This is a genomic window from Salinisphaera sp. C84B14 (genome assembly GCF_040361435.1).
Classification (GTDB): Bacteria; Pseudomonadota; Gammaproteobacteria; order Nevskiales; family Salinisphaeraceae; genus Salinisphaera.
In genome coordinates this window covers 25,603-49,818 of sequence record NZ_APNL01000003.1, presented here as the reverse complement: position 1 = coordinate 49,818, position 24,216 = coordinate 25,603, and the positions used below count along the sequence as shown (strand labels likewise).

Genomic DNA, 24,216 nt, shown 5'->3' with positions numbered 1-24,216 from the left:
GTGAAGGGAGCGCTCCCCGGCTAGGGCCGGGATTTGCTGGCCGCGCGTTTTTTGCCAGTCCGGCGCCGCGATACCAGCAGATACCGGCCTTCCCGTGGATTTGCCCGGTGAGGAACGATCGGGCGGCCGAGGCGGCGCGGCGTGGACGAATGGCATAAAGATCGAGAAATTGCGCAATTGCCCGCGGCCGCCGGCGATTGCGGGCGCAGTTTTACCGCCGCCGGTCGCGCAGGCGAGCCGGGCCGACTACAGCGGCGCGAACGATGCCTGCATGAGACAATAACTGCATGAACGAAGCCGATCACACGTCACCCAAGCGCTACCTGCAACGCGGCACGCGAACCTATTGGCGTGCCAACCTCGCCCTGTTCGCCTCCGGATTCGCGACCTTTTCTTCGATGTACGCCGTTCAGCCGCTCATGCCGGCGTTCTCGAAGGAATTCGACGTCAGCGCGGCCGCGAGCAGCCTGTCGTTGTCGGTGACCACCGGCGTGCTCGCGTTTACGCTCTTCGTGGCCGGGCTGATGTCCGACGCGATCGAACGCAAGCCGGTGATGATCGCATCGCTGATCGGCTCGGCCCTGTTGTCCATTGGCGCGGCGCTGGCACCTGGCTGGGGCACGCTCCTGGCCGCCAGGGCGCTGGAAGGTATCGCCCTCGGCGGGGTGCCGGCTCTGGCCATCGCCTATCTTTCGGAAGAGATCGCGCCGGAGGATCTGGGCACGGCGACGGGGCTGTATATCGGCGGTACCGCCACCGGCGGCATGGGCGGGCGCGTGATCACGGGCTTCATTTCGGAGTTCGCGGACTGGCGGGTGGCGATCGCGACCATCGGCGTAATCGGCCTTGTTGCCACCGTGCTGTTCTTCTGGCTGCTGCCGCGGTCGCAGAACTTCACCCCGCGCCGCGGCATGTCCCTGGCCCAGCACGCCGGCCCGGTCGGTGAGCACCTGCGCCACAAGGCCCTGCCGTGGGTCTTCGTCTGCGGCTTTCTGTTCATGGGCGCGTTCGTATCGGTCTACAACTACATCGGCTTTCGCTTGAGCGAAGCGCCGTTTTCGCTCGGGCAGGGGGCCATCGGCGCCGTGTTCGTAATCTATATCCTCGGCATCGTGACCTCACCCATCGCCGGGCGTATTGCCGACAGCGCCGGCCGGCCGCCGGTGCTGCTGTTCGCCATCGTGTGCATGGCGGTAGGGCTTGCCATGATGTGGCCTGCCAACCTGGTCGCCGTGGTCGCCGGCATGGCCCTGATCACGATCGGCTTCTTTGCCGGGCATTCCACGGCGAGCGGGTTCGTGGGACTGCTTGCCGAACGCGGCAAGGGCCATGCCGCAGGCCTTTATCTGCTCGGCTACTACCTGGGCTCAAGCGTGGTGGGCTCGCTGGGCGGGCTGTTCTGGAGCGCGGCCGGCTGGCCGGGCGTGACCCTGATGGTGGGTGTGGTGCTGCTGGCCGGTATCGCGGTCACGCTCTGGCTGATGCGCTGGCGTCGGCGGGTGCCGGCCTAGCGGGCGTCGCCGAACGACGAACGCCGTTTTCGGGGCAGCGAACCCGCGCTAGGGAAGCTCTGCATAACCTGTCACGGTCGCGCCGGCGTGCTTTGCGCGCGATTGACAAGGAAGTGAGAGCGTAGCGTGCTTGCTGCACGGTAGCGAACACTGACGCTGTTCAAGCGCGCGCAAAGCCCCGGCCCGCAAGGGGTTCGGCCTCACAGACGCCGCGGCCGCGTTGCCAGGCTTGACCTGCCAATAAGGCAGGCGCTGCGCCTGGACGCCTTGCCGCACCGTCTGTGAGGACTCGAACGCGATCCATGAGAGGTTTATGCAGAGCTTCCCTAGAACTGGCCGAAAAAAGTTTCGTAAAGCAGGAAGACGTTGAGCGCGATCACCACGCAGGCGATCGCCCACGCCGCGACGGTGGTGGCCCGCCGGTTGACCAGCTCGCCCATGATCTCGCGGTTCGAGCAGAACAGCAGCAGCGGGATCAGGGCAAACGGGATACCAAAGGACAGCACTACTTGGCTCATGACCAACGCGGTGGTGGCGTCGACGCCCATGGCCAGAATCAAAAGCGGCGGGGTCATGGTGATCAGGCGTCGTGCGAACAGCGGAATACGCCGGGCGATGAACCCCTGCATGACCACCTGACCGCTCATCGTACCTACCGACGAACTGGAAAACCCGCTTGCCAGAAGGCCGACCCCGAACAGGGTCGCGGCGAGCGGGCCGGCATAGTCGCGCAGCTGGGCGAATGCGCCTTCCAGGGTGGTGATCGGCGTGGCCGCGCCAAAGAACAGGCCGGCCGCCATCACCAGCATGGCGGCATTGATCAGCCCGGCCACGCCCATGGCGATCAGGATATCGACGAATTCGAACCGGAAGATGCGTCGGCGCTCGTCGGCGCTGCGCCCGACCACGCGCCGCTGGGTGAGCGCCGAATGCAGATAGATCACGTGCGGCATGACGGTGGCGCCCAGAATACCCGCGGCCAGCATCACGCTGTGACTGCCCTGGAAACCGGGTATCAGCCCCAGGCCCAGATCGCCCATGTCCGGGTCGGCGACGTACACCTCGTAGGCAAAGGACACGACCACCACGCCCACGAGCGCGGTGATACCCGCTTCCAGCGGACGAAAACCGCGCCGCTGCAACTCGAGCAGGGCAAAGGAGAACACCCCGGTAATCACCGCCGCCGGGAACAGTGGAATCCCGAACAGCAGGTACAGTCCCAGCGCGCCGCCGATGAATTCGGCCAGGTCCGTGGCAATGGCGATGATCTCGGCCTGTATCCATAAAGCGATGGTCACCGGTCGGGAAAACCGCTCGCGACAGACTTCGGGCACGTTCTTGCCGGTGGCGATACCGAGCTTGGCCGACATGCTCTGTATGAGGATCGCCATCAGGTTGGCGACCACGACCACCCACAGCAGCAGATAACCAAAGGTCGAGCCGGCCTGGATATTGGTCGCGAAATTGCCGGGGTCGATATAGGCCACGGCGGCGATGAAGGCCGGGCCGAGAAACGGCCACAGCCCACGCAGACCGCGGTGCCGGCCATCGAGGGCGGCCTGTGCGGCGCGCATGGTGGCGTTTTCGCCCGGCAGCATGTCGCTTTGAGAGCGACTCATGACCTGCTCGGGCGGGCGACATCGAACCGCAACCGAGGGCCGGCGTAACGGCGGACTGCAAAACTTAGCATCGGCTGAAATTAGCGCCCATCATCCGGGCGGTCAATACGCGTTGGCGCACGCGCCGGCGCGCGCGCCGTACAATCGGCGCATGCAAGACACCGCTTCATTTGCCGACCCCGTTGCCAACGGCGTGCTCGCCGGTCCGATTCTGCGCCAGGCCCGGCCGGGCCGTCTGGTGCTCTGGCTGGTGGCCGCCAGCAACCTGCCGCTGACGCTGGCCCTGTATCGCGACGATGACGGCCGCCGCCAGGTCGCCGACGACACGATCGTGCTCGATAGCCGCCATCGTCGCGATCTGCGTATTGGTGAGCACGCGTGGATGATATTCATCGACGTGGATCTCGGCGCGGCCGGGGTGGAGCCGCTGCCCGAAGGCAGGGCGATTGGCTATGACCTGCTTGTGGGCGACGATCGCGTCTCGCTGGCCGCAGCCGAGCCGGCGCTGTGCTACGAAGGCGAATCGCGCCCGCGGTTCGTGATCAAGACGCGGCTCGACAGCCTGCTGCACGGCTCCTGTCGGCGCCCGCATCATCCGTCCGGCGACGGCATGGCGCGTGCGGACCGATGGCTTGGGGCACGGCGCGCGGATAGCGACGACTGGCCGGCGGCCATGCTGCTCACCGGCGATCAGATCTATGCCGATGATGTGGCAGGGCCGCTGCTACGGGCCATCCATGCGCTTATCGCGCGGCTCGGCCTGTGGCCGGAAACCCTGGAAGGCGCGTTGCTCGACGACAGCGATGCACTCTATGCCTGTAGCGCCTGCTACTACCGGCGCGACGAGCTGCTGCCCAAGGAAAAGGTCAATCGGGATCTGCGCGACCGCTTTTTTGGCGGCACGCGCAAGCCGGTGTTCACGTCGGCTTCGTCGGGCAATCACCTGATCACGCTCGCTGAAGTGCTGGCGATGTATCTGCTGTGCTGGTCCGATGTCGCCTGGCGAGGGCTCGAGTACACCCGCCCCGAGCTGGACGAAGAAGAAAGCCGTCGCTACGACGAAGAAGCACGGGCCATCGACGCCTTCGTTGCCGAGCTGCCGGCGGTCCGGCGCGTGATGGCCAACACCGTCACCGCCATGATCTTCGACGATCACGACATTACCGACGACTGGAACCTCACGGGTGAATGGATGGATACCGCCTACGGGCATCCTTTCTCCCGACGCATCATCGGCAATGCGCTGATCGCCTATCTGCTGTGCCAGGGCTGGGGCAACCGGCCGGAGGCTTTTGAAGAGACGGTCTGGCCGTGCGTGGTGCGCTATATCGATACGCGCGACAACGCCGCCCACGATGCCCTGATCGACCATCTGCTCGAATTTCGCGGCTGGGGTTTCATGCTCGAGACGGACCCGGGCGTGCTCGTGCTCGATACCCGCACCCGGCGCTGGCGACGCGGGCGGGCACCGTCCAAGCCGTCCGGGTTGATGGACTGGGAGGCTCTGAGCGAGATGCAAGGCCAGCTCATGAACCGCGAAAGCGTGGTGATGGTCTCCGCCGCGCCGATTTTCGGCGTCAAGCTCATCGAGAACATCCAGCGTGTTTTCACCTGGTTCGGCAAACCGCTGATGGTGGATGCCGAAAACTGGATGGCCCATCCCGGCGCGGCCCATACGCTGCTCAACATCTTTCGTCACGGCAAGACGCCGAAGAATTTCACCATTCTGTCGGGCGACGTGCATTACTCGTTCGCCTATGACGTCACCCTGCGCTTTTCGGCAGCGCGCCAGCGGATCTGGCAGATCACCAGCTCCGGCGTGAAGAACGAATTTCCACGTCGGCTGCTGGACTGGTTCGATCGACTCAATCGGTGGCTGTATGCGCCGTACTCGCCGCTGAACTGGTTCACCAAGCGCCGGCGTATGCGTATCGAACCGCGTCGTCCGAGCCCGGCCGATCACGGCGAGCGCCTGGTCAACGGCGCCGGCATGGGTTATGTGCGCTTCAACGCCGAGGGCCAGCCCAGCGAAATTCGTGAGCTGTGCGCCGACGACGCCGACGTGGTGTTTGAACAGGACGACGACGCACACGATTGAAGACTGAACCTCGGGTTGCCGGCGTTGCCCAATACCGCTACATGCCTGACCGAGGACGACAGCAAATGAGTCGATCGCTATTGCCGCTAAGCGCGGTGTTCGTGTTGGCCGCCGCCATGCCGGCCGGCGCCTGGGCCCAGAATGCGCTATCTGCGCTGGACGCCAACGACGACGGTGCGATCAGTCGTCAGGAGGCGATCGACGGTCAGCGCAAGACGTTCGAGCGGCTCGATGGCAACGGCGACGGCCTGCTCGACACCGACGAGTTCGCGGCCGGTCAGCCCGGGCGCGACAGCGAAGAGCTGCCTGCCGACGTGCGTCGGGCGCGCCGCGCGTCCATCGAGCGCCAGTTCGCCATCCTCGACCGCGACGACGACGGCGCTATTTCGCTGGCCGAGTATCAGGCCGCGATGACGCCATATTTCGATGCCCTGGATACCAATTCCGACGGCGTGCTCGACGGTGCGGAACTGCGCCAGGCCATCGAGGACGATAGCCCGCGCGACTAGCGCCTGTTAGCACGACTGCGCCTTGGCTTGCGAAAAAATAGAGCGCGGCGCGACGATTTAAGGAAGCTCTGCACAACCTGTCGCGGTCGCGCCGGGTGCTTTGCGCGCGATTGACAAGGAAGTGAGAGCGTAGCGTGCTTGCTGCACGGTAGCGAACACTGACGCCGATCAAGCTCGCGCAAAGCCCCGGCCCGCAAGGGGTTCGGCCTCACAGACGCCGCGACTGCGTTGCCGAGCTTGACCTGCCAATGAGGCAGGCGCTGCGCTCGGACGCCTTGCCGCACCGTCTGTGAGGACTCGAACGCGACCCGCGAGAGGTTGTGCAGAGCTTCCTTAATTAGCGCTAAGCGTCGTATCCATCGCATCGGCCCGGGCGCCTATCGCCCGGCTCGTGTCTGTGATGGCTTGTGGACCACGAAGGGATGGTGGTTTCGTATACCGCTACGCCGGGGTGCCGGCACCACGGGCGTCTCCGCGCGTCGTACCGGCGATTGATCGGGTCGCGTACGCGAATACCCTGCGAGGTGAAACCTGTGCGGCTTTCGTGTCCGTTCGTGCCTCTTAGCTGCCCAGCGCGTCGCGCAGTGCATGCGCGCCGTCCGTCAACGCCGCGTCGGCGCCTGCCACTGCGCCGGCAAAGTTCAGAAAGCCGTGGATCATGGATGGATAACGTACGACGTTCGCCTGGCCGCCCGCGGCTTTCAGCGCTTCGGCATAGGCTTCGCCCTCATCGCGCAGCGGATCGAACCCGCCGGTAATCACCAGTGCGGGGGGCAGGCCCTGAAGATCCCCGTGCATCGGTGAAACGCGCGTATCACCCGGCTCCAGGCCGCCCGACAGATAGTGTCCACGGAACCAGTCCATCGACGTCTTTTCGAGCAGGAACCCTTTGGCGAAGGTCCGCACGGACTCGCGTTCGTCGACGAAATCGACCGCCGGGTAGAACAGCAGCTGGAAACAGGGCGAATGGGCATCGTTGCGCGTCGTCTGGCAAACGACCGCCGACAGATTGCCGCCGGCGCTATCGCCACTCACGGCCACTCGATCAGGATCGATTTCGAATTCGGCGGCCCGACCGACGATATCGCGGAACGCAGCCACCCCGTCTTCCACGCCGGCCGGGGCGGGGTGCTCGGGCGCGAGTCGGTAGTCGATGGCGATGACAACGCACTGGGCGCGGTCCGCGATGGCTCGGCATACGCCATCGTGCGTATCCAAAGAGCCGATCACGAAGCCGCCGCCGTGGTAGAAGACCAGGGCGCCGCCGTCAGATTTGACGCCCTCGGGACGATACACCCGGGCCGGACAAGGCCCATCGCCGCCCGCGACCTGAATGTCGCGGGTCGAGACCCGCCGAGAGGCCCTGGGTTCGAGCAGCTGGGCCTGTGCATCCATAAGCGCACGTTCGCGCGCGACCGAGCGTCCGCCCAGCGCCGCATTGCCTCGAACCGTTTGCAAGCGCAGCAGCATTTGCGTCTGTACATCCAGGGTCTGGCTGTCGCGGACCACCGGCCGGCCGGCCAGCGTGCGCAACAGGCCGGCCGGCAGATTAAGAATGCCTCGCGCCAGCGCGCTTTCGATACGCGCGGCCACGCGCGTGGTCTGCTTTTGCTTGTCCATCGTCATTGTTGTCGACTCGATTCGGGCCGGACTATGTTCGTAGCGCAGAACTGACCGGCGGCGTTGTCAGAATTGCCGATTCTAGCGCATCGCCGCACCGATCAGAGGCATCGATAGCAGTGGCCGGCCTTGAGTGGGCGTGCGGTATTGCGCGGTCGCAAGGGCCGTTGTGTGGGCAGGCCGCGGATACGCAGGCTACGCATTCCATGATAATTTTGGGACACTTAGCCCATTGGTGCCGCAGTATCCGTCGTGCGACTGCCTGCTCATGCCGCAAGGCCGGGGCACGCTCGTAGCGCGCATCCGTAGTTTCCGTTATTCAATTGTGGCGTAAATATTGCTCTCCTATTCTATTGCCCCGTGGAAAGAAAACGGCTGATGATCGACCTTGAGCTTCTACAGCATGCCGTGCTGGATTCGCGCGACGGCATCACCATCGCCGATGCCCAGGCCGAAGATCTGCCCCTGATCTTTGTCAATCCGGCGTTCGAGCGCATGACCGGGTACAGCCATGATGAAGTGGTCGGCCGCAACTGCCGGTTTCTGCAGCGCGGACGTACCGAGGACGCGCTGGGTGCGCAAATGCGTGATGCCCTGGACCAGGGCCAGGGGTTTTCGCACGTCATCATGAATTACCGCAAGGACGATACGCCGTTCTGGAACGAGCTGAGCGTATCGCCCATACACAACGAGCACGGCACCGTCACGCACTTCATCGGTTTTCAGAAGGACGTCACCCAGCGCATGCTGCTCGACGAGCAATTGCGGGCCCGTAATCGCGATCTGGAATCGGCCAAGAAAGCGCTGGAGGAACTGGTCACGCTCGATGCGCTGACGGGCGTTTATAACCGTCGCCATTTCGACGACCGTATGCAGTCGCTCTGGAAGATCTCCGCCCGGACGGGCGAATCGCTGGCGGTCTTCTTTATCGATATCGACCACTTCAAAGCCTTCAACGATCGCTTTGGCCACCAGGCCGGCGACGACGCGCTGATCCAGGTGGCCCAGACGCTGGCGGAAAGTTTCCAGCGCGGCTCGGATTTTCTCGCCCGTTACGGTGGCGAGGAGTTCGTGGTCGTGGCCTGTGGCATGGAGCGCGAGCCGGCCCAGCACTTTGCCGAACGTCTGTGCCAGCGGGTACGCGAGCTCGATCTGGATAATCCGAATACCAAGCTCGGCACGCTGACCATCAGCGTGGGCTTCAGCGTGGTCATGCCCCGCGATGTGCCGAATGCAGAAGCGATTGTCGCGCAAGCCGACGAGGCGTTGTATGCGGCAAAGCGAGCGGGTCGCGATCGCGCCTGTGAAGCGCCGGGTGCGCCCGGTTTTCAGTCCGCGTCGGGGTAGGGCAAGGGCCTGTCGGCGCGAGATAGGCCACCGCATCGGCGACCAGGCCGCGGCAAGACAAGGCATCGCGAGTGCCGCGTGGTTATGCCTCGTTAGCGAGCCAACCCATGAACCACAACGACGGATTGCCGCGGCTTGGCCGCCGACCGATCGTTATTCGTTGGGGGGCGTTCCGGACGCGCCATGCTGCGTTGCGGACCTTGACCGTGGGCCCGCCACGCTCGGCGGCCCGCGCCTTGCCTGACACGCCCGGCACGGGCAATGCGATGGTATATCCCGTGACGACAGGCCCTAGCGAAAGCCGTCGGTGGCTTCGAGCAGGGCATGCCGGTTGCCGGGTTCAAAGGCGGAGTGGCCGGCGTCGGGGGTGATGCGCAGATCGGCCTCGGGCCAGGCCCGGTGTAGATCCCAGGCATTGGCCAGCGGACAGACCACGTCATAGCGGCCGTGCACGATCACGCAGGGGATATCGCGAATCCGATCGATGTTTTCGAGTAGCTGGTCGTCGCGCTCGAAAAAGCCCCCGTGTACGAAGTAGTGACATTCGATACGCGCAAAGGCCAGGGCAAAGCGGCTTGCCGCGTTCGTGTTCTGGGCCTCGATGCTGGGTTTGAGATAGCTTGCCGCGCCTTCCCAGACGGACCAGCGCCGTGCGGCCTCCAGCCGGGTTTGCTCGTCATCGCTGGTCAGGCGGCGGTAGTAGGCACTGATCAGATCGCCTTGCTCGCCGGCCGGAATATGGTCTCGGTAGGGCTCGAAGGCATCCGGAAACAGTGCGTTCGCGCCCCGCTGATAGAACCAGAGCATCTCCGCCCGGCGCAGCATGAAGATACCGCGCAGCACGAGTTCGCTGACCCGTTCCGGGTGGGCCTGGGCATAGGTGAGCGCGAGAGTCGAGCCCCAGGAGCCGCCGAAGACCTGCCAACGCTCGATATGCAGATGTTCGCGCAGGCGTTCGATATCGGCGACCAGATGCCAGGTGGTGTTGTCGACCAGGTCGGCATGCGGAGTCGAGCGGCCGCAGCCGCGTTGATCGAACAGCACGATGCGATAGTGGGCGGGGTCGAAGAATCGGCGGCTGCTCGGCCCGGCCCCGCCGCCCGGCCCCCCGTGCAGGAACACCACCGGCTTGCCGTCGGGGTTGCCGCACTGCTCGTAATAAAGGGTGTGCCGTGAATCCACGGCGAGCTGGCCGCTATCGTAGGGCTCGATATGCGGATAGAGCGGGCGATAGTCGACTGCGGTACTTGTATCGGTCATGGCGGGGGCGGCCTGAATAACGCCCACAGGCTATCATTGCCCCGGGTCAGCGCATGAGCACCAGCGTGGTGGTCGCCGCCAAGCTCGACGCCACGGCCAGGGCGAGCAACGACAGCTTGAGGCTCCAGCCGACGGTGGCCCGCCAGTTGTCGTAGCCGGTCAGACGCTGCACGAGCAGCGCGTTGGCCGAGTAGGGTGTGCCGGCGATGGTCAGTCCCCAGCCCGATACCATCGCGATAGCCAGGCCCAGGCCTGCCGCTTCCGGCCACAGCCGGCTCGACAGCCCTCCCGCGAGGGTGACCAGAATGAGTGGATTCATGCCGATCAGCCCGCCGGCGAACAGCACCCAGGGCAGCCCGAACGCGATCCCGGGAAAGGCCCAGGCCGGCAGCGCGAAGTCGGTATCCAGCCCGGCGGCAACGAAGGCGCTCAGGGTCGCACCCAGAAACGCCGAGCCGCAGATGATGGCCAGTTCGTTGGCGATGCCGTCCATACGCGGCAGACGTCTTTCGCCAGGGCTGGCGATCAAGCCGATCGCCACGACCAGCAGGCAGCTGCAGGTGACCGCCTGTGCATAGGCCAGACCGAACGCGGCCCGCGATACGAAGGTGCAGACACAGATCAGCCCGATACAGCCACCGAAGAACAGCCACGAGGGCAATACCTGCGGTGGCCGGCTGCGCGCCTCATCTGTAAGCGGTGCGTGTTCCGGCTCGCGGAAGAGCGTGCCCGTAAGCAGATAGCCCGCGGCCAGCGGAAAGGTCAGGCTCAACAGCTGCCAGCCGTGCAGGCCGGGCACCAGCGTGAGCGTGAGCACCACGGCGATCGACAGCGGCGAACAGACCGAGGCCGAGCCGAAGCCTCGGAGCACGGCCCGCGCGGCATTGCGCGCACCGCTGGAATCGCCGTGGCCGTCGATTTCGCGGCCGATCAGGGTCGATACCACGCTCACCGAACCGAAGTTCAGCGGCATGGCCAGAAACAGCGTGCCGAAGGTGATGCTCAGGTAGCGGGTCAGGGCACGGCCGGCGAACAGATGTTCCGAAATCACCGACAGATGACGCGAACGCCCCAGCGCATGCGACAACAGCATGACCGCCACGACGAGCGCGGCCAGCCGCGTGATCGTCATCAACCCATCGCTGAGCAGTGCCGGATCGACGGCCAGTGCGACGGCAACCGCAAGCAAGACCGCGGATACGATCACCCGCGGTATGCGATTGAGCCCCGGCCAGGCCAGTACGATCGCGACGATCAGCGCCGGTGCGCCGATGACCCACGCCAGCCATGGCAGGCCCAGCACGCCCGCGACCAGGGTCAGGTAGACCAGGCCACTGCGGGCGTTATCGACGGTGGAGTGCGTCATGTTCGATGCCGTAACGAGCGCGCCGTGTGCGCCTGCCGAAGCCGGTCGGCCGCGTTCACGCGGGCGGTAGTAGACGCGTCCCGGTGACCGCCTGAACGTCTTCGAAACTGTTGTCGCCGAACAGCTCCACGACGCGCGGACCGTTATCGGTAATTTCGAGCACGGCCAGGTCGGTATAGATTCGACTCACCACACCGGTACCTGTCAGCGGGTAGGTGCAGGCATCGAGGATCTTGGGCTCGCCGGCCTTGGTGGTATGACGCATGAGCACATAGACGGTCTTTGCGCCCACCGACAGATCCATCGCGCCGCCCACGGCGGGCGGATATTTTTCGTTGTCGGTCGCCCAGTTGGCCAGATTGCCGTCCGCGGATACCTGAAAGCCGCCGAGCACGGCGATATCCAGATGGCCGCCGCGCATCATGGCGAAGGAGTCGGCGGTATCGAAATAGCAGCCGCCCTTGATCAGGGTGACGTACTGCTTGGCCGCGTTGATCAGGTCCGGATCTTCGGTACCGGGTTCGGGCGTGGGGCCGACGCCGAGGATGCCGTTCTCGCTGTGATAGATCACTTCGCGGCCGTCGGGCACATAGTTGGCCACCATGACCGGCATGCCGATGCCGAGATTCACATAGCTGCCGTCGGGGATGTCCTGGGCGAGGCGCTCGGCCATCTGTGCGGGTTCGAGACGTGTCATACGATGCCCTCCTGTGCGACGACGCGATCGACGAAGATGCCGGGCGTCGCCACGCTCTCCGGATCCAGTTCGCCGAGTTCGACGATATGTTCGACTTCGGCGATGGTCATGTCCGCGGCCATCGCCATGACCGGATTGAAGTTGCGTCCCGCGGTGTTGTACGCGAGGTTGCCCCATTTATCGCCCTTGTGGGCCTTGATCAGCGCCACGTCGGCCTTGAGCGGTGGCTCGAGCACATAGCCCACGCCGTCGATCTCGCGTGTTTCCTTGCCTTCCGCAAGCTTGGTGCCGTAGCCGGTGGGGGTGAAGAAACCGCCCAGGCCGGCGCCGGCGGCGCGCATGCGTTCGGCAAACGTGCCCTGGGGCATCAGTTCGAGTTCGATCGCGCCTTCTTCGTAGAGCTTTTCGAACCACACCGACCCCTGGGAACGAGGGTAGGTGCATACCACCTTGCGGACCAGACGATCGCGCAGCAGCGTGGCGATACCGATTTCATGCGAACCCGCGTTATTGGAGATCACCGTGAGATCGTCTGCGCCGTGCTGGCGCAGCGCTTCGATCAGTTCGAAGGGAATGCCGGAACTGCCGAAGCCGCCGATCATCACGGCCGCGCCGCTCTTGATGCCGGCGATCGCTTCGCGCAGGGACGCGACTCGCTTGTCTATCATGATTTTCTACCTTTTAAGAAGAAGCTCGGGCCTGCTGCTCGGCCTGTTCTGCCTGCTTGGCACGGGCCAGGCGCTGGGCGTCCTTCGAACCCAGCCGCCCGCCGAGCAGCGCGTCCGCGATATAGATGGCGACCACGATCGCGACGCCGATCGCGTCCGACAGCCGTTCCGGATAGATCAGGGCGGCCCCGGCCACCAGCACGATCAGGCGCATGACCAGGTTGATAGCGCCCACGCGGTAGAGATAGCCCTCGAGCGCGGCGGCCACCAGCCAGATCGCGGCGACCGCGGTTACCGTCGACAGCAGAATGTGGGCCAGATCGCCCTGCAGGATCAGCGCCGGGTTGGTCACGAACAGGAACGGCAGCACGAACAGAATGCTGCCGAGGCGCATGGCATAGACGCCGGTACGCCCGGCGTTCGAGCCGGCCACGCCGGAGGCGGTGATCGCGGCCAGCGCCACCGGCGGCGTGATGTAGGACAGCATGCCCCAGTAGAGGATGAACAGATGGCTGGCCAACGGGTTCAGCCCGGCATCCACGAGCGCGGGCGCGAGCAGGATCGACAGGAAGATATAGCAGGCGCTCACGGTCATGCCCATGCCGAGCACGAAGCTGGTGATTGCCCCCGCGCCGAGCATCAGCGGGATACTGCCGTCGGCATAGAGCAGCAGTTCGCGCGAGAAGGCGCCGGCCACGCCGGTATACGACAGGCCGCCCACGACCAGTCCGATGCCGGCAAGAATGGCGACCAGGCTGGCCACGCTGCTGGTGAGCGTGAGTATCAGATACTGCAGGCGCGACCAGTTGAGCCGGTAGCTGGGCTTGAACAGGGCGATGGCCAGCAGGATCAGCGTCGCATAATAGGGCGCATAGGCGTCCAGGCGCATGACCAGCAGCATGTAGATGAGCATGCCGAGGCTGAAAAGATACGGCCAGCCCTGCTTGAGGGTATCGGCCACGCGCGGGATTTCGGATTCAGGCATGCCGATCAGGCCACGCCGGGCCGCATAGGCGTCCACCTGAAACAGCAGCGCCAGATAGAACAGCAGCGCCGGCAGGAAGGCAGCGACCATGACCTCGGCATAGGGCACGTTCAAAAACGAGGCCATGATGAAGGCCACTGCGCCCATCACCGGCGGCATGAGCGTGCCGCCGGTCGAGGCACAGGCTTCGATGGCGCCGGCGTAGTGGGCCGGGTAGCCCGACTTCTTCATGGTCGGGATGGTGATCGGGCCGGTGGTCAGGATATTCGAGATCACGCTGCCCGACAGGCTACCCATGATGCCGCTCGACAGCACCGCGACCTTGGCCGGGCCGCCGCGGCTGCGGCCCATCAGGGCCATGGCGAAATTCATGAAGAAATCGCCGCCGCCGGTCACGGTCAGTGCCGCGCCGAAGACCACGAAGCCGATGATCAGATTGGCGACCACCTGCATCGGTATGCCGATGACCGACTCAACGCCCAAGACGTGAGCGCGCAGCGTTTCGCCGAAGCCGTACTGGGTGCCCCAGAGAAAGCCCGGCATATGATCGGCGAACAACGGGTAGCAGCCGAACAACAGTGCGACCAGAACCAGAATCAGCCCGCCGCAACGACGTGTGCCCTCCAGAATGAGGGCGAGCATGACGCCGGACGCGACCGTGGCCTCGACAGGCGCGCTGAAATCCCAGCCCTGCTGGATGATCTCGAGCCCGTGGTAGCCGAGATAGACCGCCGGCACAAGAGCGACGGCAGCCAGTATCCAGTCGTAGAACGGGACATGCTCCTTGGCCCCGGACCAGGCCGGGAAATAGAGAAAGGTCGCCGCCAGGAACAGGCCGATCAGGTAATAAAGAAACGAATTGCCCAGTGGCTGAAAGCCGAACAGACCGAGGGTAAAGGTCTGGTTGATGGTCAGTAGCAGACCGAGGGTGCCCAGCGCCATGACGGTCCAGTAGGAGGCACCGCCCAGGCGGCTGGCTTCCTGTTCCGTTTCCAGGCTGTTCTCGGTGGCCGAAGGCGTGTTTGTGGCCATGACGACCTCTTCGAGTGTCGGTGAACGTGAAACAAAAAACCGGCCGGCATCTCGGCGCCGGCCGGTTTTGCTAAAACCCGTTTAGGTTTACAGCGACTCGATCGCCTGCTGGCGATGCTTGGCCCAGATGTCGGCGAAGGCGTCGTCGCTCTTGCCCTTGCCTTCGGCGATGGCGTCCTTCCAGGCGGCCTGCAGGGCTTTCAGGCGGGCCAGACGCTTGTCGTTCCAGGCCTGCATTTCGTCCGTCCAGATGCCTTTTTCCTTCAGATACTTGATCGCACCCGGGTGGAACGGCACATCGACCGGCGGCGTGCCCGCGTTTTCCAGCTTCCAGCGACCCATGACCGCGGTGCCGTCCTTGTACATCGGATAGGTTTCGTCGAAGGCCTTGAGGTAGTTGTAGACGAAGTCCTCATCCTGATCGGCCTTCACGGTCAGCACCGGGTAGCGATAGGCGAAGATGTTGACCGGATTGTCTTCGCTCAGGCCTGCGCCGACGGTTTCCCGATAGGGCTGCAGGAAGGGCGCGATCTTGCGCAGGCGTGCCCAGGCCTTCTCGTCGTCCGGGTCCACTTCCAGCCAGCGAATGCCGCGCGGCGATTCGGCGAGTTCATAGAGCTGGCTGGGCGTGGTCGTGGTGCAGGACGCATCCGCCTTGCCCTGGGCCAGCGAGCTCATGGTGGCGTTGTAGGTGGGGAACATGCGTGCATCGACGTCGTCGCGGGTCAGCCCGGCGGCGCCCAGCAGGGCATCGCACTTGAGGTTGATCGACGGATTGCCGGCCACATAGGCAAAACGCTTGCCCTTGAGCTCCTTCATCGAGGTGATGTTGGCATCCTTCGCGGTGAAGATACCGAACGACGACGGACGCCCGCCCAGCGTACGCAGATCCTGCGGGCCCCAGCGGCGATCACCGAAATCGGCCACGCCTTCGGAAGCAAAGAAGGCTTCGGTGGCGAGGTAGGCGACTTCCGCGCGGTCGCGCAGCAGCGGCTGCAGGCGGCCGATCGCCGAACCCGAGGGCTGAATACGAATACGGGTGCCGTACTTGCGGCCAAACGCATCGGCAATGGCCGAGGCTTCGGCATAGCCGGCCGAGCCCACGTCGTAGGCGGCCCAGGTCATCGAGCGGGGCAGATCGGGCTCGCTGTCGTCGGCCGCGAACGCGCCGGTCGCATGGGTCACGCCCAGGGCCGCGGTGAGTAGCAGGGGCGAGAACACGCGGAGCGTGGATTTCAGGCGCATGGAATGTCTCCACAGTTTTATTGTGTCGGTCGGGCGAGACTCGGCCGGAGCCAAAATCGCTAGTGCTCGATGCGACTGCATAGCGAACATCTGGTCGCAAAGCGTATGCGTGCGCCGGGGTGCGGTCAACGCGTTGGCCATCGCACGGTCTGGGCAGCGAGGCAAAAGAAATTGGAAACCAGGACGCTCCGGGCGGCGATGGCCCATTCGCGCTTTCTGCGCGAATCGACGTGTGCCGAAACGCCATCGCACATGCATGCGCATGCGACCCCTAGCCAGAGACAAGCGGTCTTCGCTGTCCGATTTTGGTTAGGCAGATATTATCCGTGCTATAGGCGAAGGCTATATCGCCTCGCGTGGGTCGCATTATCGAAATGAAGGACTGGGCCGTCGACCGAAGTCGTTGTACGAACGGACGTTCAGGCGCGAAAGGCAGTCTTCGCGTTGCGCTCGGATATGAACTTATGGCCTGCGCCCGCGCGATGGATTAGACCTTGGTATGAAAGAGATGGCGTATGCGTCCAACAGGTTAAACGCGCTAAACACGGTTGCGGGTACAACAGGCATCGCTACAGGCGTGTGCAACCGCCAAAGCGAAGGCTGCATGACGCCTCGCCGCGCCATACCAAGATGGCTCGGGTGGAGAGAATCTAGCGCGACAGGCGTTGTATGCCCGCCCTCGAATAAGGGAGCGCCGGGCAGGCGATCGGCCCGCGCTCAGCCCTTGGCAGGGTCGGGCAGCTGGCCCTGGCACACCCGGGCCGGACCCGCGCCGGCGATTGCGGCCGCGCTTATTTCGGCTGCATGCGAATCGCCCCGTCCAAGCGAATGGTGCTGCCGTTGAGCATGGTGTTCTCGATGATGTCGCGGGCCAGGCGCGCGAATTCCTCCGGCTGGCCCAGGCGCGAGGGGAAAGGCACCATCTTGCCGAGCGAGTCGCGGACTTCCTCGGGCAGTTCCGCCATCATCGGCGTATCGAAAATCCCGGGGGCAATGGTCATCACGCGAATGCCGTGCCGGGCCAGCTCGCGTGCGATCGGCAGGGTCATGCTTACGATGCCGCCCTTGGAGGCAGAATAGGAGGCCTGGCCGATCTGGCCTTCGAAGGCGGCGACCGACGCCGTGTTGATGATGACGCCGCGTTCGTCGTCGGCCTGGGCATCGGTCGCCGCCATCGCCTCGGACGCCAGCCGAATCATGTTGAAACTGCCGATCAGGTTGATCTGGATCACCTTGGAAAAGGTCGCCAGGTCGTGCGGGCCGTTCTTGCCAAGAACCTTCGAGGGGATGCCGATACCGGCACAGTTGAGCAGGCCGTGCAGCGCGCCCCCGTGCTGGCGTGCAGCACTGACCGCGGCCTTGCCGTCTTCTTCACGGGTCACGTCGCAGTTGACGAAGCGCGCTGCCTCGCCCAAGGCCGCGGCCGTCTGCTGGCCGGCCTCGGCGTTGACGTCGGCGAGCACTACGCGGGCCCCGGCATCGACCAGCATACGGGCGCTGGCTGCCCCCAGGCCCGAGCCGCCGCCGGTAATCAGAAAGCATCGATCGGTGATCTGCATGGCTGTCTCCTCGATTGTTGTATTGGATGACGCGGCCAGACTACCACCGGGGTTCGGCGGCAGCCGTCAGTCGGCGTCGGGCCAGCCGAAGCGATCGAGATCCACGCGGCCGCCGATGAGTACAACCCCTTCTTCCTCCAGGCGTCGTCTTTGCGACAGGCCGGCGGTGCTGTCGGCGGGCAGCGAAATCCGGCCCTGGGCGTTGATCACCCGATGCCAGGGCAGGCCCGGTGGGCAGCGATGCATCGCATAGCCGACCACACGCGCCGCACGAGGGCGGCCGATCAGACGCGCGATGTCCCCATAGGTGCTCACTCGCCCATAGGGAATACGGCGCACGGCATCGAAAACATCGCTATACGTGTTCTGCGAGCTGGAATTGATATCGCCGCGGTGGGACATGGTCTTGCTGGCTATGCTTTACAGGGTGCCGGCAGGGTGGCACAAAGACAGTCCCCGATGTCTGGATAACTGCGAGCCCTGCTTATGACCGACGCCTATATCGTATCCGCCCTGCGCACGGCAGGGGGCCGCCGTGGTGGTCGTCTGGCCGGCTGGCATCCGGTCGATTTGGCGGCCACGCTGATCGATGGGCTGGTCGAACGTAGCCAGGCCTCGCCGGATACGATCGACGACGTGATTCTGGGCTGTGTGGGTCAGGTGGGCGAACAGGCGGCCAACGTAGCCCGGAACGCGGTGCTGGCCTCTAGCCTGCCCGAGTCGGTACCCGGTACCAGCGTGGATCGCCAGTGCGGCTCCTCCCAGCAGGCCCTGCATTTCGCCGCCCAGGCGGTGATGTCCGGTTCGATGGATATCGTCATCGCCGGCGGTGTGGAAAGCATGACGCGCGTTCCGATGGGCGCACCGCTCACTCTGGCCCGCAAAGCCGAGATGGGCATCTATATGAGTCCCGGAATTCGCGATCGGTATCCCGGGACCGAGCTGTTCAGCCAGTTCGAGGGTGCTGAAATGGTGGCCGCCAAGTACGGCATTGAACGGGCGGCGCTGGACGCGTTTGCGTTGGAGAGCCACCAGCGCGCGATACGTGCGACCGAAACCGGCGCGTTCGACGAAGAGATTCTGCCGGTGACGGTTCTCGATCCGGATTCGGGCGAAGAGGTCGAGCACAGGGTCGACGAAGGTATTCGGTTCGATGCCACGCTTGATTCCATCGCCGGGGTGAAGCTGCTGGCAGACAATGGCCGTATCTCCGCGGCCACGGCCAGCCAGATATGCGACGGCGCAAGCGGGGTAATGGTGGTCAACGAAGCGGGCTTGAAGCGGCTCGGCGTCGAACCGCTCGCGCGTATCCACCACATGAGCGTGCTGGGGCACGACCCGGTGATCATGCTCGAAGCACCGTTGCCGGCCACGCAGCGCGCGCTCGATCGGGCCGGCATGACGATCGACGATATCGATCTGTTCGAGGTCAACGAGGCATTCGCGCCCATTCCGTTGGCCTGGCTGCAGTACACCGGGGCGGACGCCGACAAGATGAACGTCCACGGCGGCGCTATCGCGCTCGGCCATCCGCTGGGCGCTTCGGGCACCAAGCTCATGACGACGCTGGTGCACGCGCTCCGGGCGCGAGGCGGGCGCTATGGCTTGCAGACGATGTGCGAAGGCGGCGGCATGGCCAATGTGACCATCATCGAAAGACTCTGATCGAAAGACTCTTAACCAGATCACTCGAGACCCCACGACGCGCCCAGCGGGCTGATGACCTTCGCCGGAGGTATTGATTTCCATCAATGTGGGCCTTTCCGGTCGGCGGCATAGTACGCACCATCTGATCGAGGGTGGAGCGGAGCGTAATGCCGGGTTCGGTATTCGAGGCAGGGCGGTGCTTGATACAGGCGCCGCATCGGCTGTTTTTCATGGGCGGGCTGGGCGCGCTGATGGTCGGCATGCTCTGGTGGGCGCCGGTTCTGGTTATGCGCTGGGCGGGTATGGCGTCTGCGCATCCGGTGCCCGCGATCTGGCTGCATGCCTGGCTGATGACGGTGGGCGTTTTTCCTTTCTTTGTTTTCGGCTTCCTGCTGACGGCACTGCCGCGCTGGGTGGCGGCGCCGCCGGTGAGCCCGCTGATCTATCGGAGCATGGCGGCGGTGCTCTATGCCGGCTATGCGCTCACCGTGGTGGGAACGCTGGCCGGGATCGATTTTCTGATGGCCGGTATAGCGCTGACCGCGCTCGCCTGGGCTCTGGGGCTTGGCGTGCTCATGCGCTGCGTGTTGGTTGCGCGCGCACCCTCGCTGATGCATGCGCGCTGGTCGATCATCGTGACTGCGGTGGGCTGTATCGGCGCGCTTGCCGGCCTGGGCGCGCTCGGCCAGGCCCGACAGTCGCTGTTCGCCGCCATGCCAACACTGGCGCTCTGGGGGTTTGTTGGCCCGATCGTGTTCGTGGTAGCCCATCGCATGCTGCCCTTCTTTTCCGAACCGATGATCGCCGACTATCGCCGCTACCAGCCGGCCTGGAGCCCGCCACTGGTCGTCGCGCTCTCACTCGGCCACGGCGTTCTTGCGTTCAACGGGCATCACGCCTGGCTGTTCACGGTGGACCTGCCGCTGGCGTTGATTACCGGCTGGCACGCGCTTCGCTGGCGTGGCTGGGCAGCCTCGCATGTGCCGCTGCTCTGGTCGCTGCATATGGCGTTTGCCTGGTTGCCAATCGCAGCGCTGCTATCGGCCGTGCAGAGCCTCGCGCTTTTCTCCGGCTATGGCGCGGTGCTGGGCCTTGCACCGACCCATGCCCTGGGCATGGGGCTGGCCACGAGCATGGTGTTCGCCATGGTCACCCGCGTGAGCCTTGGTCATTCCGGCCGGCGGCTGGAAATGGATAATCTCAGCGTGCTGTGTTTTCTCATCCTTCAGCTGGCGGTAGTCGCACGGCTGCTGGCAGAGGTAACGGCCGGCCACCTGCGCTGGCTGTTCCTGTTCGTGGCTATCGGCGCGTGGTTCGAAGCGATACTGCCCTGGGCGATTCGCTATGGGCGCATTTATTGCCGTCCGCGCCTCGATGGCCAGCCGGGCTAGGCGAGCCGACCGGTGTCCATGGCAACGCTCTATGTGGTTTTGAAGACGCTGCATGTCGGCAGCGTGGTCGCGACGTTGACTCTTTTTATAGTGCGTGCGGGCTGGATGGTGTTCGCGCCGGCGCGATTGGCCCGACGCTGGGTGCGGGTGCTCCCGCACTGTGTCGACACGGTGCTGCTGGGCAGTGCGGTGGGCCTGGCTGTGTTGCTCGGCCAGTACCCCGGTGCGCAACCCTGGCTGACCGCGAAGGTGCTCGCGCTTGTGCTTTATATCGCGCTGGGTACGATCGGGCTCAAGCGCGGGCCGACGAAAACGATTCGTATCGTCGCCTGCGGGGCAGCGCTGATGGTTTTCGCCTACATCGTCAGCGTCGCGCTCAGCCACAACCCGTATGGGCTTTTCGCCTGAGGGGCGGATCGCGTATACGCAAGCTGCGTGCCGTTTGGAATACCGGCTGTGGCGGGTAGGTATGCGCCACAGGCTAACGACAGCGCCTAGACACGGCGCGATGTGTGCGCAGTCCGGTAATCGATCATGTGACGGCTACTTTCTTCAAGAGCAAACGCAGATTTCGCAGATTACGAAGACGAGCAAAAGCGCCTGGGGCATGCGCCAGGCGAAAGCGAAAGATCACGATCTCCTGTGTTTGATCTGTGCGATCTGCGTCGATCTGTGGAGGTTTCTTACCGCAAGTGCCAACCAAGCCAACGTGTAAACGCAGTCGATCGCCAAACGTGGCTGAATCAATACATCGGCGTAATCGGCGGATCAAAGATTTCTTGCTTATGTAGGCAACGCAGCAGGCGGTTCTCAAGCAAGCAGGTTGTCTACCAATGAACGCGAAGAAACGCGAACAAGACAAAACACCGATCGCGCGAAGGCTGGATGAGCTTGTGTTCAAGCCGCATGCTCAACTCTGCACAGAATCGAGAAATCTCTTGATCCAGGTTAATCCGCCGAACGGACGCGGCGCATTTTATAAATTTTCTGTAACGCCGTCGGCCGCCACGCGTGCGATTGCATTGCCGTACGCCTGTTGCACCGCGCGTTCGGACAATCTTTTCCACCAGTCACGAGGATTACCCAAAAAAACCTCTCATTTTGACTGATATCAAAGCCCGGTGGCTCGCACCTGCCTATGCTCCAACGATCGATTACAGGTAGCAGGGAGAGCTTCCATGAAAACGAGGCGTTGGATCAGTCTGTTAGGCGTGCTGTTGTTGGGCACGGCCTTGTCGGCCGCGCATGCGTCGCAAACGAATATCGCCGAAGGGGTGAGTTCGAGACCGGATGTCTCGATCACATTGAAAACGGGCATCGGCGAAGAGGGAATGTATTTTAAGGGCGTCGGCGGCACCATCGACGGCCAGATCAATCCGAAAATAAAGATTCCGCAAGATGCGGTCGTGCAGCTGACGCTCATCAACGGCGACGGCGCCTTGCACGACGTGGCGATTCCCGCGTTTTCGGCAAAGTCGGATGAGGTCGTCGGTCGGGATTCGAGCTCTGTTTTCGTATTCCGGGCGAGCGAATCCGGCCAGTTCGCCTATTTCTGCAGCATCCCGGGCCACCGCGCCGCCGGCATGGAAGGCAAGCTGATCGTCGGTGAAAGCGACGCCGATGCGCAGGCGGATTCGCTGGCCGATATCAGCCGTGACCCGGCTGATCTGCCGGCGCCGATCGGCGATCGCGAGCCCAAGACGATCCGCGTGGATATGGAGACGGTGGAAAAACAGGCACGCCTTGCCGACGGCACGAGCTATCGCTACTGGACGTTCGATGGTCAGGTGCCCGGGCCGATGCTGCGCGTGCGAGAAGGCGATACGGTGGATCTGACCCTGCGCAATGCCGAAGACAGCACCATGATCCACTCGGTGGATTTTCATGCCGTGACCGGTCCGGGCGGCGGCGCGAGCGTGCTACAGGTACCGCCGGGCGGGCAGAAGAGCCTGTCGTTCAAGGCCATCAAGCCGGGGCTGTATGTCTATCACTGTGCCACGCCGATGGTCGCCCACCATATCGCCAACGGCATGTACGGCATGATTCTGGTCGAGCCGGAAGGCGGTCTGCCGCCGGTGGATCATGAGTTCTATGTGATGCAGGGCGAGATCTACACCACCCAGGCCTACGGTCAGCACGGCGAGCAGTCCTTCGACGTGCGCAAGCTGCTGGATGAAAAGCCCGAGTACTATGTCTTCAATGGTGCGGTCGGGGCGTTGACCGAGCAGCACCCGCTCAAGGCCAAGGTGGGTGAGCGCGTACGTATCTTCTTCGGCGTGGGTGGCCCGAACGCAACATCGTCGTTCCACGTGATTGGCGAGATGTTCGACAAGGCTTATGCCTGGGGCGGCACCACCAGCGCGCCGGCCGAACATATCCAGACCATCAGCGTGCCGCCGGGCGGTGCCACGATCGTGGATTTCGAGCTGGAAGTGCCGGGCAAGTACGTGCTCGTGGACCATGCGCTCAGCCGCATGGAACGCGGGCTTGCCGGATTCCTGCAGGTGGAGGGCGAGGACGTGCCCGAAATCTATGCGCCGGGCGACGACTAGCTGAACGCTTTGGCAAACCATCGCCGGCGTCCTTCGGGCGCCGGCTTTTTTGTGCCCGGCCCGAGAGTCAGATCAGGCGATAGGTCCGAAGGCATGCCTGTGCCGTGCTCGCTGCGTACAGGCGAAACGCCACGTTGGGCGGGATCGCGACCGCTTCGCCCGGCGTAATCGGCCGCTCGACATGCAGCGCATCGATGCACAGCGTGGCATGACCTTGACTGAGTTCGAGCGTTCGCCAGTTGCCGGAGGCGGCGCCGGGGTCGTCGAATCGATCCGTGCGGGCAAAGCCCAGTCCGATACAGCGATCCGGTGGACGATGCTGCAGGATGCGACTCGGCCACTCCAGACGATCGCAGCGCAGGCAGTCGAAGGAGCGCCCCAGCCATGAGGCACGGCCCGCAGCGTGTACAACCCAGGGCCGGTTGATGAACGGCGGGCGATGGCGCACATGGCGATTATGGCCGCAGGCCAGCCGCGCGACCCAGTCGCCTTCGTCGTCGCGGCCAAAGCCGAGAATGATGCGCTGCATTCGAATGCCACAAAAAAGGCCACGCGACAAACGCCGCGTGGCCCGAATGCGATGATCGCAGCTCGCTTACTTGACGATCAGCTTGCCGTGCATCATCGAGCTGTGGCCCGGGAAGGTGCAGTAGTAGCTGTAGTCACCACCGGCTTTGAGATCCGCGGTGCTGAACGTAACGCTCGACGATTCGCCGCCGCCGATCAGATCGGTATGGGCGATGATCTTGTCATCGTCGGGCAGGTACTCGTTGTCCAGACCGGCCTGCATGCCTTCGGACGTGATCGCCTGCTTGTCGGCTTCCTTTGAGAGCACCCAGTTGTGACCCATCTGGGCCACCGGCATCTTGCCGGTATGCTCGAGGGTGAGCGTGACTTCGTCGCAGTCGGCGGGGACCACGAGTTCGGATTTGTTGAACTGCATCTGGTCGTTACCGCTGATCGACAGCTCGCAGCTGTCGGCCGCGGCCGCCGGGCCGGCCATGAATACGGCACCGACCGCGGTCAGCGCGCTCGCAGCCAGAAGTTTCTTCATCATTGTCGTTTCCTTTTTACAGGTGGGTGAAAACATCAGCGTGGGCACAACAAAGC

Annotated in this window: 21 protein-coding genes; 9 read left to right on the top strand and 12 right to left on the bottom strand. The window is 64.1% G+C overall.

Going from position 1 to position 24,216, the window contains the following annotated elements; all coding sequences use genetic code 11:
- Window positions 1-287 precede the first annotated feature (287 nt).
- Window positions 288-1,511: an MFS transporter gene (locus C84B14_RS03130; protein WP_353221818.1), complete on the top strand. Its 1,224-nt coding sequence runs from the start codon at window positions 288-290 to the stop codon at window positions 1,509-1,511.
- A 326-nt stretch (window positions 1,512-1,837) separates the two neighbouring features.
- Here C84B14_RS03130 and C84B14_RS03125 read toward each other — a convergent pair whose 3' ends face one another.
- Window positions 1,838-3,130, bottom strand: coding sequence for an Nramp family divalent metal transporter (locus C84B14_RS03125; protein WP_353221817.1), 1,293 nt, complete (start codon window positions 3,128-3,130; stop codon window positions 1,838-1,840).
- 151 nt (window positions 3,131-3,281) lie between these two features.
- Here C84B14_RS03125 and C84B14_RS03120 point away from each other — a divergent pair, with 151 nt between their 5' ends.
- Both C84B14_RS03120 and C84B14_RS03115 read left to right on the top strand, forming a co-directional pair.
- Window positions 3,282-5,228, top strand: coding sequence for a metallophosphoesterase family protein (locus C84B14_RS03120; protein ID WP_353221816.1), 1,947 nt, complete (start codon window positions 3,282-3,284; stop codon window positions 5,226-5,228).
- A gap of 65 nt (window positions 5,229-5,293) precedes the next feature.
- Window positions 5,294-5,737, top strand: coding sequence for an EF-hand domain-containing protein (locus C84B14_RS03115; protein WP_353221815.1), 444 nt, complete (start codon window positions 5,294-5,296; stop codon window positions 5,735-5,737).
- A 561-nt stretch (window positions 5,738-6,298) separates the two neighbouring features.
- Here the strand turns inward: C84B14_RS03115 and C84B14_RS03110 are convergent.
- Window positions 6,299-7,357, bottom strand: a complete 1,059-nt coding sequence (locus C84B14_RS03110; RefSeq protein WP_353221814.1) for an alpha/beta hydrolase — start codon at window positions 7,355-7,357, stop codon at window positions 6,299-6,301.
- Window positions 7,358-7,735: 378 nt separating this feature from the next.
- Here C84B14_RS03110 and C84B14_RS03105 point away from each other — a divergent pair, with 378 nt between their 5' ends.
- Window positions 7,736-8,704, top strand: coding sequence for a diguanylate cyclase (locus C84B14_RS03105; protein WP_353221813.1), 969 nt, complete (start codon window positions 7,736-7,738; stop codon window positions 8,702-8,704).
- Between the two features lie 291 nt (window positions 8,705-8,995).
- Here C84B14_RS03105 and pip read toward each other — a convergent pair whose 3' ends face one another.
- The 8 genes from pip to C84B14_RS03065 all read right to left on the bottom strand — a co-directional run bounded on the left by pip (window position 8,996) and on the right by C84B14_RS03065 (window position 17,918).
- The gene (gene pip, locus C84B14_RS03100) at window positions 8,996-9,964 is read right to left on the bottom strand and encodes a prolyl aminopeptidase (RefSeq protein WP_353221812.1); all 969 of its coding nucleotides are present in this window, start codon (window positions 9,962-9,964) and stop codon (window positions 8,996-8,998) included.
- A 46-nt stretch (window positions 9,965-10,010) separates the two neighbouring features.
- Window positions 10,011-11,330 (bottom strand): hypothetical protein, encoded by a 1,320-nt coding sequence (locus C84B14_RS03095; protein ID WP_353221811.1) that lies wholly within the window; start codon window positions 11,328-11,330, stop codon window positions 10,011-10,013.
- Between the two features lie 55 nt (window positions 11,331-11,385).
- Window positions 11,386-12,027, bottom strand: coding sequence for a 3-oxoacid CoA-transferase subunit B (locus tag C84B14_RS03090; protein ID WP_353221810.1), 642 nt, complete (start codon window positions 12,025-12,027; stop codon window positions 11,386-11,388).
- Window positions 12,024-12,695 carry a 3-oxoacid CoA-transferase subunit A gene (locus C84B14_RS03085; RefSeq protein ID WP_348767262.1) on the bottom strand — a complete coding sequence of 224 codons (672 nt, stop codon included), beginning with the start codon at window positions 12,693-12,695 and terminating at the stop codon, window positions 12,024-12,026. Before C84B14_RS03085 ends, C84B14_RS03090 begins: the two co-directional genes overlap by 4 nt.
- A gap of 13 nt (window positions 12,696-12,708) precedes the next feature.
- Entirely contained in the window at window positions 12,709-14,712 is a 2,004-nt protein-coding gene (locus C84B14_RS03080; protein WP_348767263.1) for a TRAP transporter permease, read from the bottom strand.
- An 87-nt stretch (window positions 14,713-14,799) separates the two neighbouring features.
- Window positions 14,800-15,957, bottom strand: a complete 1,158-nt coding sequence (locus C84B14_RS03075) for a TAXI family TRAP transporter solute-binding subunit (RefSeq protein ID WP_353221809.1) — start codon at window positions 15,955-15,957, stop codon at window positions 14,800-14,802.
- 791 nt (window positions 15,958-16,748) lie between these two features.
- Window positions 16,749-17,516 carry a 3-hydroxyacyl-CoA dehydrogenase gene (locus tag C84B14_RS03070; protein WP_353221808.1) on the bottom strand — a complete coding sequence of 256 codons (768 nt, stop codon included), beginning with the start codon at window positions 17,514-17,516 and terminating at the stop codon, window positions 16,749-16,751.
- A 66-nt stretch (window positions 17,517-17,582) separates the two neighbouring features.
- On the bottom strand, window positions 17,583-17,918 hold the full coding sequence (locus tag C84B14_RS03065) for an MGMT family protein (protein WP_348767266.1): 336 nt from the start codon (window positions 17,916-17,918) through the stop codon (window positions 17,583-17,585).
- 84 nt (window positions 17,919-18,002) lie between these two features.
- Here C84B14_RS03065 and C84B14_RS03060 point away from each other — a divergent pair, with 84 nt between their 5' ends.
- The 5 genes from C84B14_RS03060 to nirK all read left to right on the top strand — a co-directional run bounded on the left by C84B14_RS03060 (window position 18,003) and on the right by nirK (window position 23,106).
- Window positions 18,003-19,181: an acetyl-CoA C-acetyltransferase gene (locus tag C84B14_RS03060; RefSeq protein ID WP_353221807.1), complete on the top strand. Its 1,179-nt coding sequence runs from the start codon at window positions 18,003-18,005 to the stop codon at window positions 19,179-19,181.
- Window positions 19,182-19,363: 182 nt separating this feature from the next.
- The gene (locus C84B14_RS03055; RefSeq protein ID WP_353221806.1) at window positions 19,364-20,554 is read left to right on the top strand and encodes an NnrS family protein; all 1,191 of its coding nucleotides are present in this window, start codon (window positions 19,364-19,366) and stop codon (window positions 20,552-20,554) included.
- 18 nt (window positions 20,555-20,572) lie between these two features.
- Window positions 20,573-20,962, top strand: coding sequence for a SirB2 family protein (locus C84B14_RS03050; protein ID WP_353221805.1), 390 nt, complete (start codon window positions 20,573-20,575; stop codon window positions 20,960-20,962).
- 425 nt (window positions 20,963-21,387) lie between these two features.
- Window positions 21,388-21,663, top strand: coding sequence for a hypothetical protein (locus tag C84B14_RS03045; protein WP_353221804.1), 276 nt, complete (start codon window positions 21,388-21,390; stop codon window positions 21,661-21,663).
- Window positions 21,664-21,732: 69 nt separating this feature from the next.
- On the top strand, window positions 21,733-23,106 hold the full coding sequence (gene nirK, locus C84B14_RS03040; protein ID WP_353221803.1) for a copper-containing nitrite reductase: 1,374 nt from the start codon (window positions 21,733-21,735) through the stop codon (window positions 23,104-23,106).
- A 67-nt stretch (window positions 23,107-23,173) separates the two neighbouring features.
- Here nirK and C84B14_RS03035 read toward each other — a convergent pair whose 3' ends face one another.
- Window positions 23,174-23,635, bottom strand: coding sequence for a DUF3565 domain-containing protein (locus C84B14_RS03035; RefSeq protein WP_353221802.1), 462 nt, complete (start codon window positions 23,633-23,635; stop codon window positions 23,174-23,176).
- Window positions 23,636-23,701: 66 nt separating this feature from the next.
- Window positions 23,702-24,163, bottom strand: coding sequence for an azurin (gene azu / locus C84B14_RS03030; RefSeq protein WP_353221801.1), 462 nt, complete (start codon window positions 24,161-24,163; stop codon window positions 23,702-23,704).
- Between the last annotated feature and the right edge of the window lie 53 nt (window positions 24,164-24,216).